Origin of the sequence: Flavobacterium plurextorum, from assembly GCF_002217395.1 — a bacterium.
In the GTDB taxonomy this organism is placed as follows: domain Bacteria; phylum Bacteroidota; class Bacteroidia; order Flavobacteriales; family Flavobacteriaceae; genus Flavobacterium; species Flavobacterium plurextorum.
The window spans coordinates 25,149-37,311 of sequence record NZ_MUHD01000011.1 but is presented as its reverse complement, the minus strand read 5'-3'; the positions used below and the strand labels follow the sequence as shown (position 1 = coordinate 37,311).

Sequence of the window (12,163 nt, the reverse complement as noted above, 5' to 3'; positions counted from 1 at the left end):
AAATACAAATCTTATAATTAGTTTCCTCCAAAATTGTTAATTCCATCAACTTTTTTGTTTTGCTTTAAAATTTTAGCAAATTCAGGATTGAGTTTAATGAAGTCTAAAACTATATTAGTTGTTTCAGTTATCATTTGTTCTTTGTCTTTTTTATTTTTGATATCATGGGCAGGCTCTAGAAGCTGTTTAAACGAAGCTCCATTGTAGATTAGGTTTGCAATAAAATATTCTATGATTATGAAATCTTCATTATTAGAATTATGTGTTGCAAACTTTATGTTTTTTGGTAATTCTTTGAATTCTTTTCTATTGTTTTTCATAGTTTGTTTAGTTAGGGATTGCTTTATTCTTTTCGTCTAGTCTATTGTATAGTTTTAAAGTCTGTCTGTTTAGGTTTATCATTTTTACATTTATAATTGTTCGGTTGCTATGGTCTTTTACCTCAAATTCTTTAAGGACTGCATCCAGTTTTTTAAATTCATCTACAAAACTTGAATCGGTATAAAAATCCGTGTAAAGCTCTGAGACTTGTCGAGAGCAGTTCCAGACCTGACAATTAAATTTGTCATTATTTTTAGTTACGTACTTTGTCACATAAGAAGCAATTGACCGAATGTTGTTTGAATTGAGTTGTCTTACATCAAATGCCGAAGAGGGTTTGTAATTTTCGTCTCTTGGGATTATTCCGTTTTTCTTTTGTAAGTCAAGCCAATAATTCCACCATTTTTCAATTTTCCAATATTTGTTGGTTATCATGTGAAAATGAACGTTTCCTTTAAAAAAGTCATTTTTGGTTTGTCTTTCAGCTACCCAAATATATTGGAAGTTTTCACTTCGCTTTTTTGCGTTATCAATGAACTTGCGTAATAGATTTACTGCCTGCTCGTCTGTTACTTTGTTTAAAAATGTGAGTGTAACAAAACTCAATCGTTTGTAACATCTCGCAAAACAAATTATTTTCTTTCGGATTTTTTGTTTTGACTTTTTAGACAAAGACCGCATTTTTTTTATGTTGTCTATTGGCTTGGGTTTCTTTTCTGTTTTTGGTTTAGGTTCTTGTTTCTTTCTTTGAAGTGATGAACCCGTAAACTCATTTTTGGGTATTATACCGAATTCCCGAACCGAAAAAGCGACACTTGTACCGTATGTGTTTTTGACTATCATAATCTGAATCGTTGCACATTAATTAAAACCATTAAAAGGTTATTTATTAATGGTTATTATTAAAGGTGCTTTAGTTATTAAAGGTTAAAAAAAAATATCTAGAGAAATGGAGGTATGAAGTTTCCCTTGTAAAAACGTTTCAAATATTTTCCTGTTCTACGTTCGTAAACATTCATATACGCCCAAGTAGGATGAGAGGTATTTAGAAACATTGAGAAACCATTTAGTTTATGAACGTAAGTCCATTTTTTAGGCATGGTTTCATTCTCTAGATATACAATAACAGAGTAGTCATTTTTCTTAGTTTCCATGACGACCTCCTTTCATTGTTGAAGTGTTGATTTGACGTAACGAATTGTTTATTTCGTCAAATTTATAAAGTACTCTATTCCCGATTCTATGCGCTTTTATTAAGCCTGTTTTAGTCCAATCGTGAAGAGTAGGTAATGAAATACAAAGCATTTCTGCTGTTTGTTTTCTTGTAAGGAGTTGTGATTTTTTTTGTTCTACTACAGGAACAAAATTTTTCAATTGATTTAATATTGCATCCTCTACAATTTTTTTAAGCTCTGGAAGCTCGATTGTGGTAAACATCATTTTTGCCATTATTTTACTTTATTTGATTAATAATGACGCAAAGATGTAAAGAGGTGCAGTGAGTAGTAATTGTGTGTAGTACTACAAGTTTTATTTTAAATTTTTAATTTCTTCTTCTATATTCGATGCAATTTCGCTTAGACCAATATTTTTAAATTGGTTCTGTAAATTTTCAAAATGCTTTTTTGTTCTTACAGGATTGTTTACTGCATTGATATATAATGAGCCTAAAATTTCTCTAGTGTTTTGTTCGCTTAGTCCTAAAATTGCACTAAGTATTTTTGCGGTTTTATTCTTGTCAAATTTACTTGTGTCCATTCCTAAATAGACAAGTGCAAGCATTTTCTCTTGGTGATTTAAAGTTATTGTTGGTTTTGCTTTTTTAGTAAGCAGAGTTTTTAACCAGCTGTAATATATAAAAAGTTCGATTGCTTGATTTGCTGAACGTTGTTTTAAATAATGGACTTCTTTAGGTTCGTTATAAAGCTGTCCAACAATTGTTTTTTCTTCACTATTTAGATATTTACAAAAAGCATCATGAAAAATATTTCTGTCAATATAAGTATTACCTAAGTTGAAGACTTGAGGGGTTTTGTTTATGCTGGTTTGAATAGGTTGTCTTCTTAATGAATTTCTTAAAACAGGAACATTGTAAACGTATTCCTCAACGGCTTTAATTTCATTTTCGATTTTTAAATTTCGATTGGAATTATTTTGAATTGTTAAGTCAAATTTCTCTTGTAATTCGTTTGAAGTAATTATATCCATTATTTAAAAAAAGCATGAGTTAATAGTTTGTCTGCATTCTGTTCTTGGGTAATTCTGATGTATTGCATAAAAGAACGCTCCGTTTTATGTCCTGTAATTTTCATTATTGAAATAGCAGGAATATCCGCAAGATATAAATTTGTTGCAAAACTTCTTCGGGCGGTATGGGTAGAAATCAATTTGAATTTTGGAGATACCGTTTTTTCTAGTTTTCCTGCTCTTGTTATAGTTGTTTCAATTGGTTCTTTTATTTTGGCTAAGCTTGCAACATCCTTCAGGTATGAATTCATAACCTGATTAGTGTAAGCTTTCGGAAGTCGATTATTGTACTTTTTTAAAATCGTCCTTACTGTTTTGTGTAATGGAATTGCAACACGTTCGCTTGTTTTTTGAGTTCGAATAAAAATCATAGTGTTATCACTATTTATGTTTTCAGGTTGTATTTGTGTAAAATCAGAAAAACGTAAACCTGTATAACAACCAATCAAAAATAAATCTCTAACTCTTTCAAGTTTTGGGGTTGCACTTAATTTTAATTTTTCAAACTGTTCTAGTTCTTTTATGCTTAAATAGACCGTGTCTGCTTCTTCTCGAATTGTTTTGAATTTCTTTTTTCGAAACTCTAAGTTTTCATTAAATCCTCTTTCTGTGGCTTCGTTCATAAAAGATTTAATAGTCTTAATATGTTTTCCTACTGTATTGGCTGAAAGCGAATGTTCTTGAGATAAAAAAGCAGTATAATAATTGTAAAACTCTAAAGTTATGTCTTCAAAATTAATCGTCTTGTTTTTTGCGGAATACTCTTTTAGGTATTTATATGTAGTGTTGTAGACTTTTATAGTTCCCTCACGTTTGTTTAATTTGCTTTCGGTTATATATTCATCAACAAAAGTTAGGAATGATTTTTTTCTTGGTTTTAAGCGGTTATCACTTAATTCAATTTCTATTTCTTTTTTTAATAAAGTGTTGTTAGGTTGAATACCATCATTTAATAATCTACGGAATACATTATTTATTGCATTCTCATATTTGTCTAGTCTAGCATTAAATTCAGGATATTCAGGAAACTGTCTAGTTTCTTTTACTCGTTGTGATTTAGGATTCCAAAATTTTGGATTAATTCTTTCGCCAGTTGAATATTTAAATTCATTATATTGGTAATAGCACATCAAATAAACTAATGTGTCATTTTTAGAATTAGGCTCTTTTAATTTGAATCTTACCTTAGACATGTGTATGAATTTATATACAGCAAATCTAAGTATAAATTCAATAGGGGCGGAATGAGGGGCGGAATTTTTTTATTTTAATTATTTTTAGTTTTATTTGACCTTATATAAAAGCTAGTAAAAACAAGGGTTAAGGCTAGTAAATACGGTAAAAAATAGTAAAATTTGATAAAATTATCAGGGGTACAGGTGGGACCACTTATTTAGAAATAAAAAGCCTTTACAGAAATGTAAAGGCTTTTTTGTTTTTTGTTTTTTAGAGAAGTTATTAAAATTTCATTGTCTATTGAAAAATGAAGTAAATTTATACTGCAGAGACAAATTTAATCAGGATAAGACAATGGATAATTTAACGCCTGAACAACGGAGGAAAAATATGCAGGCTATAAAAAGCACAGCAACCAAAGATGAGGTTAGGATTGCAAAGGCTTTATGGCGGCTTGGATATAGATATCGAAAGAATAATAAAAAGGTGTTTGGTAAGCCTGATTTGACTTTTGCAAAGTATAAAATTGCCATTTTTATAGACAGCGAATTTTTTCACGGTAAAGATTGGGACTTAAATCAAGAACGTATTAAGTCGAATCGGGAGTATTGGATTCCAAAAATGGAACGAAATAGGAAGCGCGATGCTGAGGTTAATGCTTATTTAATTTCAAAAGAATGGAAAGTAATACGTTTTTGGAGCAAAGAAATTCAGAAAGAACTTGATACTTGTTTAATCAGAATTCAAAGAGAAATAGAATTTTCAAAGAGTGAAATCGAAGAGAAATAGAGTTTAAATGTTTTTCTTCTTTTCGACTTTTTCGATGACTTTAGAAATCTCATTGGCCAATCTTTCAATAACAGGCATGCTTACAGAATTTCCAGCTTGTTTGTATAAGTTAGAATTTGAAATAGAAGGGAGATTAAAGCTGTCTGGAAAACCTTGAAACCTAAAACATTCGCGAGGTGTCAATTTTCGAAATCCATGATCTGTTATAATAATTGGAACATTATGTCCGCCAGTTCCCATGTTTGCTGTTAAAGTAGGGCATAAACCAGCCTTGTTTTCTCTAACATAGTGTCTCCTGAATTGATAAATTCTATCTTTATCGACAATAGATTCTTTCAAAGTATTGTACATGTATTTATCCTCACCATAGTAAAATTTATCTGGTACTTTTTCGGTAATAATTAAATCTTTTACAGATGTAGTCAGGTTTTCTTTTTTGGGAAAGGCAAACTTAAACTTTTTGTTATTAACGAAGTTTTTGTCAAATGCAACCATAAAAAGTCTTTCTCTGTTGTGCGGCGTGTTGCCAAAATCTTTAGTGTTTAAAATAGCGCTGTCAAAAGTGTAGTTTCGTTTTTTTATTTCACTTTCAATAACCTTAAGAGTATTGCCTTTGTCGTGTCCTCTTAAGTTTTTAACGTTTTCAAGAAAAACAACTTTAGGTCTCATTTCGTCAATAAAATCAAGGATTTTAAAAAAATGATTTCCTCTTCTGTCCTCGAAACCTTTTCGGTGTCCTGCAAGCGAAAAAGGCTGACAAGGAAAACCGGCCGTTAAAATGTCTATTTTTTCAAGAGAACTTAAGTTTAAGTTCATAACATCTCCTTCAATTAAATTGTGTTCGAAGTTTGTCCTGTAAGTCTTGCAGGCATGTTTGTCAAATTCATTGGCCCATTTTAGATCAAAGCCAGCTTTTTTAAAACCTAGACATATTCCGCCCACACCCGCATACAAACTTCCAACTGTAAATTTATTCTCCATTATTCGTTCGGCTAAAGAAATGATGTCTTGAACTTTTTTAGTTCCATATTATTTCCTGCAAATATATTAATTAGAGTATAGTAGACTGCGATCGGTTCTTAAAAAGAAAAGTATTTTATTTTTCAATGTTATACTTTACAGTTCTTTCTGACTTATTTAAAATTGTTGCATTTTTTTTAAATTTTATTCTGTGAGAAGTTTTTTTCAAATTTCAGAGTGCCGAAAAAAGGATTTTCTTGATCGATTTGTTTCTTGTTTAGGCGATGAATAATTGAAAGTGCTTGCGTATTAAAGTGTTTTAAAGAATTTCGGAAGGAAAGGTTTGAAATATTTTGGTTTTTCTTTAAAATACATTGATATTTGTTGTAGGAATTGTATTATAATTTTATTTCTTAAATTGAAAGAGCTGTTTTGTTTGTAAAGTTGTTTTTTTGCGAAAAAAAAATACTTTTGTCAATGAATTTCCTTGAAAGACTCTTTTTCATGAGGATATTATATTAAAATATTTGCCCAAATATCTAATGTTTGTTTTCAGTGTTTTAAATTTATGAGAATTACAAGAATTGCTTTATTGGTATTTTTTTTAGTTGTATCTAATTCATCATATGTTTTTGCTGAAGAGATGCCGCCGCAGCCGCCGCGAATGTCGCGTGCTGGAATCGTAAAGCCGCCGCCGCCGACAAAAGTGCCAATTAATGAGGATATTGCTTTTTTAATTGCAAGCGCATTAATTTTAGGAATAACAATTATATATCAAAATAAAATAAAAAAAGCTTCAGTTTAAATTGAAGCTTTTTTTGTGTTTTGAATTTTTCTAGAACTATTTGTTTATTGAATAAAGTCTTGAAATGTACTTTCCAACAACATCAAACTCTAAGTTTATTTTTGAGCCAACCTTGAAGTTTTTGAAATTAGTGTTTTCAAAAGTATAAGGTATAATAGAAACGCTGAATTCGTTGGTTTTAGAATTTACAACTGTCAGACTAACTCCGTTTACAGTTATAGAGCCTTTTTCGATCGTAATATTGCTAAGATTTGCATCGTAATCGAAAGTGTAATTCCAACTTCCGTTAGCCTCTTCAATTTTTGTACATGTACCAGTTTGGTCAACGTGACCTTGTACAATATGTCCGTCAAGGCGGTCGCCAAGTTTCATTCCTCTTTCTAGATTTACAATGTCATTAACTTTCCAATCGCCAATATTGGTCTTTAAAATAGTTTCCTCAATTGCAGTAACCGTATAAAATGAATCTTTTATAGCAACTACCGTAAGGCAGATTCCATTGTGCGAAACACTTTGATCAATCTTTAATTCGTTTGTAATAGAGGAGTCGACAGTTACATGTAAGTTGTTTTTGTCTTTTTGTATTTCGTGAATCCTTCCTAGGGTTTCTATAATTCCTGTGAACATTGTGGTTTTATTTTACTAAATTTGCACATCAAAATTAGTAATAAATAAGCTGAGCTCATGAATAAAAAAGCAGAAAATATAATTGTTGGAATTTCAGTTGGAGATTTAAACGGTATTGGAAGCGAAGTTATACTAAAAACATTTGAGGATTCTCGAATGCTTGAATTGTGTACACCGGTTATTTTTGCAAATGCTAAAATTCTATCCTTTGTTAAAAAAAGTTTCACTTCGACCGTTCAGTTTCATGGAATAGATAAGTTAGATCAGATTGTTCCAGGAAAAGTGAACGTGTTTAATCTTTGGAGAGAAGGAGTTGATATTAACTTAGGAACTAATGATGAAAAAATAGGAGAGTATGCCATAAAATCATTTGTTGCAGCGACAAAAGCTTTAAAAGAAGGTTTAGTTGATGTGTTGGTTACGGCTCCTATAAATAAATATAATATCCAATCTGAAGAATTTAAATTCCCAGGTCACACAGATTATCTAGATCAAGAGTTAGAAGGTAATGCTTTAATGATGATGGTTCAGGATAACTTAAGAGTAGGTTTGTTAACAGATCATGTGCCTATAAGTGAAGTTTCTTCTCATTTAACCGAAGAATTAATTACAAGAAAGATTGAAACAATCCGAAAATCTTTAATTCAAGACTTTAGTATTGTAAAGCCAAAAATTGCAGTTTTAGGATTAAATCCACATTGCGGTGACGGCGGCGTAATTGGAAAAGAAGATGATTTAGTTTTAAAGCCGGTTTTGAAAAAAATATTCGATTCAGGAACTATGGTTTTCGGACCATTTTCTGCTGATGGTTTTTTTGGAAGCGGTCAATATGAAAAATATGACGCTGTTGTAGCGACTTATCACGATCAAGGATTGATTCCGTTCAAGACATTGTCTTTTGGTAAAGGAGTTAATTATACAGCAGGTTTAAATAAAATTAGAACATCACCAGATCACGGAACTGGTTATGATATTGCAGGAAAAGACATGGCAGATTTCAACTCGTTTAAAGAGGCAGTTTATCTTGCACTTGATATTTTTCGCTCGCGTAATCAGTATGAGGAGATTAGCCAAAAACCTCTTAAAATAAAAGAAAAACAGTTATAAACAAAAAAAGGTGAATAAGATTATTAGATTTATAATAATTTTATATCTTTGCACCCCAATTCGGATATGTAGTTTTGTATTCGAATTGTACAAATTGATGTTGAAATGAGCAAAACAAAAGAATTTTTAATTCCTTTTATAGGGTTAAAGCTGGGAAAACACCATTTTGAGTATCAAATAAATAACACGTTCTTTAAAGACTTTGACTATGAAGAGTTTCAAAGTTCTGAGATTAAAGTGAGTTTGGTTTTCGAAAAGAAAAGCAACATGTTAGAGTTAGAATTCAAACATAAAGGAACTGTAAATGTGCCTTGTGATCTAACAAGTGAAGATTTTGATCTTCCTTTAAAAGGGAAAATGAAATTGATTGTTCGCTTTGGAGATGAATTCAATGATGATAATGAAGAGTTGTTGATTTTACCGCATGGAGAGCATGAATTGAATGTAGGACAATACATTTATGAAATGATAGCGCTTTCAGTGCCTCAAAAACGAATTCATCCAGGCGTTAAAGATGGGACTTTACAGACCGAAGCTTTAACAAAGTTGAATGAATTAAGTGTAAAAGAACAAAAGGAAGAGAGTAAACAAGAAGAAGATATTGACCCGCGTTGGGAAAAATTAAAGAAACTATTAACGGATAAATAATATAGTAAAATGGCACATCCTAAGAGAAAGACCTCGAAAACAAGAAGAGATAAGAGAAGAACACATTATAAAGCTACTGTAGCTCAAATCGCTACATGTCCTATTACTGGAGAAGCGCATTTATACCACAGAGCTTACTGGCATGAAGGTAAAATGTACTACAGAGGGCAAGTTGTTATCGATAAATCTGAAGCGGTTGCTTAATACGTTTTTGTAAATTATACTAGAACTCTCACATAGTGAGAGTTTTTTTTGTTGGTTATAATTTTCGTTTTTTAAGAAAATACAGGCAAATTCGTTTTGATTTTTTTTGTAATTTTCAAGTCTTTTAAAAATTTTTCAAATAACAATATTTGAAAGGAAATAATAGAATATAATGAATACAATCACAGCCGCAATTACCGCTGTTGGAGGATACGTTCCAGACTTTGTACTTTCTAACAAAGTGTTGGAAACAATGGTAGAAACCAATGACGAATGGATTACCACTCGTACCGGAATTAAAGAAAGAAGAATTCTTAAAGATGCTGATAAAGGGACATCTTATCTTGCTATACAAGCAGCAAAGGATTTAATAGCAAAAGCAAATATCGATCCTTTAGAAATTGATATGGTTATTATGGCAACAGCAACACCTGATATGATGGTGGCTTCTACAGGAGTTTATGTTGCAACAGAAATTGGAGCAACTAATGCATTTGCATATGACTTGCAGGCAGCTTGTTCAAGTTTCTTATACGGAATGTCAACTGCTGCGGCTTATGTACAATCTGGAAGATATAAAAAAGTACTATTAATTGGTGCAGATAAAATGTCATCAATTGTAGATTATACAGACAGAGCAACTTGCATTATTTTTGGTGATGGCGGTGGTGCTGTTTTATTTGAACCAAACTATGAAGGTTTAGGTTTGCAAGATGAGTATTTAAGAAGCGATGGAGTAGGTCGTGATTTTCTTAAAATACCGGCTGGAGGATCTTTAATTCCAGCTTCAGAAGAAACTGTAAAAAACAGACAACACAATATTATGCAAGATGGTAAAACAGTATTTAAATATGCTGTAACCAATATGGCAGACGCAAGCGAGCTAATCTTGAAAAGAAACAATCTAACAAATCAAGATGTTGATTGGTTAGTGCCGCATCAGGCAAACAAACGCATCATTGATGCAACTGCAGGAAGACTTGAACTAGAAGAGTCTAAAGTATTAGTAAATATTGAAAAATATGGTAATACAACTTCAGGAACATTACCTTTGGTACTTTACGATTTTGAGAAACAACTCAAAAAAGGAGACAATATTATTTTAGCTGCATTTGGCGGTGGATTCACTTGGGGATCTATTTACCTAAAATGGGCTTACGATAAAAAATAAATCAAAACTAAAAACGAGTCATTATGGATTTAAAAGAAATTCAAAACCTAATTAAATTTGTAGCAAATTCAGGAGTTGCAGAAGTGAAGTTAGAAATGGATGATGTAAAAATCACAATCAGAACAACTTTAGAAGGAAATGTAACAGAAACTACTTATGTACAGCAATTGCCAGCTCAGGCAGCATTACCACAAGCAGCTGCACCGCAAGTAACGGCGCCAGTAGTTGTAAATGTAGCAGCTGAGCCTCAAGCTCCAGCTGAAAATTCTAAATTCATAACGATAAAATCTCCAATTATTGGAACATTTTATAGAAAACCATCTCCAGACAAACCAGTTTTTACTGAAGTAGGAAGCACAATCGCAAAAGGAGATGTTCTTTGTGTAATTGAAGCAATGAAATTATTCAACGAAATCGAATCAGAAGTTTCAGGAAAAATTGTTAAGATTCTTGTTGACGATATGTCTCCAGTTGAATTTGATCAACCTTTATTCTTAGTAGATCCATCATAAATAAATTTAGATCTTAGATTTTAGATTTTAGAAGGATTCACAATAAAAGTTTTGTTAATCATCTAAAATTATCTAATTATCAAATTGTCTAATTATCTAATTAAAATAAGATGTTTAAAAAAATATTAATTGCGAATAGAGGAGAAATTGCACTTCGTGTAATTCGTACTTGCAAGGAAATGGGAATCAAAACTGTTGCAGTTTACTCTACAGCAGATGCAGAAAGCTTGCACGTTAAATTTGCTGACGAAGCGGTTTGTATTGGGCCTCCTCCAAGTAACTTATCGTATTTAAAAATGTCAAATATTATTGCCGCTGCAGAAATTACAAATGCAGATGCAATACACCCAGGATACGGTTTTCTTTCTGAGAATGTTAAATTCTCAAAAATTTGTCAAGAGCACGGAATCAAATTTATTGGTGCGGCTCCTGAAATGATCGACAGAATGGGAGATAAAGCTTCTGCAAAAGCTACAATGAAAGCGGCAGGAGTACCATGTGTGCCAGGTTCAGATGGATTGTTAGAATCTTACGAACATGCACTAAAAATAGCTAAAGAAATTGGTTATCCAGTTATGATGAAAGCTACTGCTGGTGGTGGTGGAAAAGGAATGCGTGCTATCTGGAAAGAAGAAGAGCTTTTAAAAGCTTGGGAAAGTGCACGTCAAGAAGCTGCTGCAGCTTTTGGAAATGACGGAATGTACATGGAAAAACTTATTGAAGAACCACGTCATATCGAAATTCAAGTTGTTGGAGATTCTTACGGAAAAGCATGTCACCTTTCTGAAAGAGATTGTTCTGTACAACGTCGTCACCAAAAACTTACTGAAGAAACACCTTCACCTTTCATGACAGATGAACTACGTGCTGCAATGGGAGAAGCTGCTGTAAAAGCTGCGGAATTCATTAAATACGAAGGAGCTGGAACTGTAGAATTTTTGGTTGACAAACACAGAAATTTCTATTTCATGGAAATGAATACACGTATTCAGGTAGAGCATCCAATTACGGAACAAGTAATTGATTACGATTTGATTCGTGAGCAAATTATGGTTGCTGCCGGAATTCCAATTTCTGGAAAAAACTATTTGCCACAATTACATGCTATAGAATGTCGTATTAATGCTGAAGATCCTTATAATGATTTTCGTCCTTCACCAGGAAAAATTACTACGCTTCATATGCCAGGAGGACACGGAGTTCGTTTAGATACTCACGTTTATTCAGGTTACAGCATTCCGCCAAATTACGATTCAATGATTGCTAAGTTAATTACAACTGCACAATCTCGTGAAGAAGCGATCAGTAAAATGAGAAGAGCTTTGGATGAATTTGTTATTGAAGGTGTAAAAACTACAATACCTTTCCATAGACAATTGATGGATGATCCTAGATATATTGCAGGAGATTACACAACTGCTTTTATGGATACTTTCAAAATGAATCCAATTCAAGAATAAATAAGTAAAGCTGTCGATTTCGACAGCTTTTTTTTAATCTATATTATAAACCCGACAAGTTTACTTGTCGGGTTTTGTTGTGTTATAGGGTTAAGTAAACACAAAAAGTGTTTACTTTTTACACACTATATAATTG

The 12,163-nt window shown here is 32.0% G+C and carries 16 protein-coding genes; 8 read left to right on the top strand and 8 right to left on the bottom strand.

All coding sequences use genetic code 11. The features are described from left to right. Positions 1 to 17: 17 nt before the first annotated feature. The 6 genes from B0A81_RS05315 to B0A81_RS05290 all read right to left on the bottom strand — a co-directional run bounded on the left by B0A81_RS05315 (position 18) and on the right by B0A81_RS05290 (position 3,761). Complete coding sequence (locus tag B0A81_RS05315; protein WP_089057055.1) at positions 18 to 320, bottom strand: hypothetical protein; 303 nt, start codon at positions 318 to 320, stop codon at positions 18 to 20. A 7-nt stretch (positions 321 to 327) separates the two neighbouring features. After that, the gene (locus B0A81_RS05310; protein ID WP_089057054.1) at positions 328 to 1,164 is read right to left on the bottom strand and encodes a rolling circle replication-associated protein; all 837 of its coding nucleotides are present in this window, start codon (positions 1,162 to 1,164) and stop codon (positions 328 to 330) included. 98 nt (positions 1,165 to 1,262) lie between these two features. Continuing rightward, positions 1,263 to 1,475, bottom strand: a complete 213-nt coding sequence (locus B0A81_RS05305; RefSeq protein ID WP_089057053.1) for a hypothetical protein — start codon at positions 1,473 to 1,475, stop codon at positions 1,263 to 1,265. After that, positions 1,465 to 1,770 carry a helix-turn-helix domain-containing protein gene (locus tag B0A81_RS05300; RefSeq protein ID WP_089057052.1) on the bottom strand — a complete coding sequence of 102 codons (306 nt, stop codon included), beginning with the start codon at positions 1,768 to 1,770 and terminating at the stop codon, positions 1,465 to 1,467. Before B0A81_RS05300 ends, B0A81_RS05305 begins: the two co-directional genes overlap by 11 nt. A gap of 81 nt (positions 1,771 to 1,851) precedes the next feature. Then, positions 1,852 to 2,529 carry a hypothetical protein gene (locus B0A81_RS05295; RefSeq protein WP_089057051.1) on the bottom strand — a complete coding sequence of 226 codons (678 nt, stop codon included), beginning with the start codon at positions 2,527 to 2,529 and terminating at the stop codon, positions 1,852 to 1,854. Next, the gene (locus B0A81_RS05290) at positions 2,529 to 3,761 is read right to left on the bottom strand and encodes a site-specific integrase (RefSeq protein ID WP_089057050.1); all 1,233 of its coding nucleotides are present in this window, start codon (positions 3,759 to 3,761) and stop codon (positions 2,529 to 2,531) included. The genes B0A81_RS05295 and B0A81_RS05290 overlap by 1 nt, the downstream gene beginning before the upstream one ends. Positions 3,762 to 4,044: 283 nt before the next feature. On the opposite strand from B0A81_RS05290, the gene B0A81_RS05285 reads away from it, so the two are divergent. Next, on the top strand, positions 4,045 to 4,533 hold the full coding sequence (locus B0A81_RS05285) for a very short patch repair endonuclease (RefSeq protein ID WP_244281284.1): 489 nt from the start codon (positions 4,045 to 4,047) through the stop codon (positions 4,531 to 4,533). Between the two features lie 3 nt (positions 4,534 to 4,536). On the opposite strand, the gene dcm is transcribed toward B0A81_RS05285, so the two are convergent. Next, positions 4,537 to 5,514, bottom strand: a complete 978-nt coding sequence (dcm, locus tag B0A81_RS05280) for a DNA (cytosine-5-)-methyltransferase (protein ID WP_089057049.1) — start codon at positions 5,512 to 5,514, stop codon at positions 4,537 to 4,539. Between the two features lie 547 nt (positions 5,515 to 6,061). Between dcm and B0A81_RS05275 the strand changes: the two genes are divergently transcribed. Beyond that, positions 6,062 to 6,298 (top strand): hypothetical protein, encoded by a 237-nt coding sequence (locus B0A81_RS05275; RefSeq protein WP_089057048.1) that lies wholly within the window; start codon positions 6,062 to 6,064, stop codon positions 6,296 to 6,298. A 36-nt stretch (positions 6,299 to 6,334) separates the two neighbouring features. On the opposite strand, the gene B0A81_RS05270 is transcribed toward B0A81_RS05275, so the two are convergent. Then, positions 6,335 to 6,925, bottom strand: coding sequence for a riboflavin synthase (locus B0A81_RS05270; RefSeq protein ID WP_089057047.1), 591 nt, complete (start codon positions 6,923 to 6,925; stop codon positions 6,335 to 6,337). Between the two features lie 57 nt (positions 6,926 to 6,982). On the opposite strand from B0A81_RS05270, the gene pdxA reads away from it, so the two are divergent. From pdxA to accC, 6 genes are all read left to right on the top strand, one after another. Beyond that, entirely contained in the window at positions 6,983 to 8,032 is a 1,050-nt protein-coding gene (pdxA, locus tag B0A81_RS05265; RefSeq protein ID WP_089054365.1) for a 4-hydroxythreonine-4-phosphate dehydrogenase PdxA, read from the top strand. A gap of 105 nt (positions 8,033 to 8,137) precedes the next feature. Continuing rightward, positions 8,138 to 8,680 carry a YceD family protein gene (locus B0A81_RS05260; protein ID WP_089057046.1) on the top strand — a complete coding sequence of 181 codons (543 nt, stop codon included), beginning with the start codon at positions 8,138 to 8,140 and terminating at the stop codon, positions 8,678 to 8,680. Positions 8,681 to 8,689: 9 nt separating this feature from the next. Next, the gene (gene rpmF, locus B0A81_RS05255) at positions 8,690 to 8,884 is read left to right on the top strand and encodes a 50S ribosomal protein L32 (RefSeq protein WP_008465217.1); all 195 of its coding nucleotides are present in this window, start codon (positions 8,690 to 8,692) and stop codon (positions 8,882 to 8,884) included. Between the two features lie 172 nt (positions 8,885 to 9,056). Beyond that, a complete protein-coding gene (locus B0A81_RS05250; protein WP_089057045.1) occupies positions 9,057 to 10,055 on the top strand; it encodes a beta-ketoacyl-ACP synthase III in 999 nt (332 codons plus the stop codon). Between the two features lie 23 nt (positions 10,056 to 10,078). Then, positions 10,079 to 10,567: an acetyl-CoA carboxylase biotin carboxyl carrier protein gene (gene accB / locus B0A81_RS05245; RefSeq protein ID WP_089054362.1), complete on the top strand. Its 489-nt coding sequence runs from the start codon at positions 10,079 to 10,081 to the stop codon at positions 10,565 to 10,567. A 110-nt stretch (positions 10,568 to 10,677) separates the two neighbouring features. Continuing rightward, entirely contained in the window at positions 10,678 to 12,027 is a 1,350-nt protein-coding gene (accC, locus tag B0A81_RS05240) for an acetyl-CoA carboxylase biotin carboxylase subunit (RefSeq protein WP_089057044.1), read from the top strand. Positions 12,028 to 12,163: the final 136 nt, after the last annotated feature.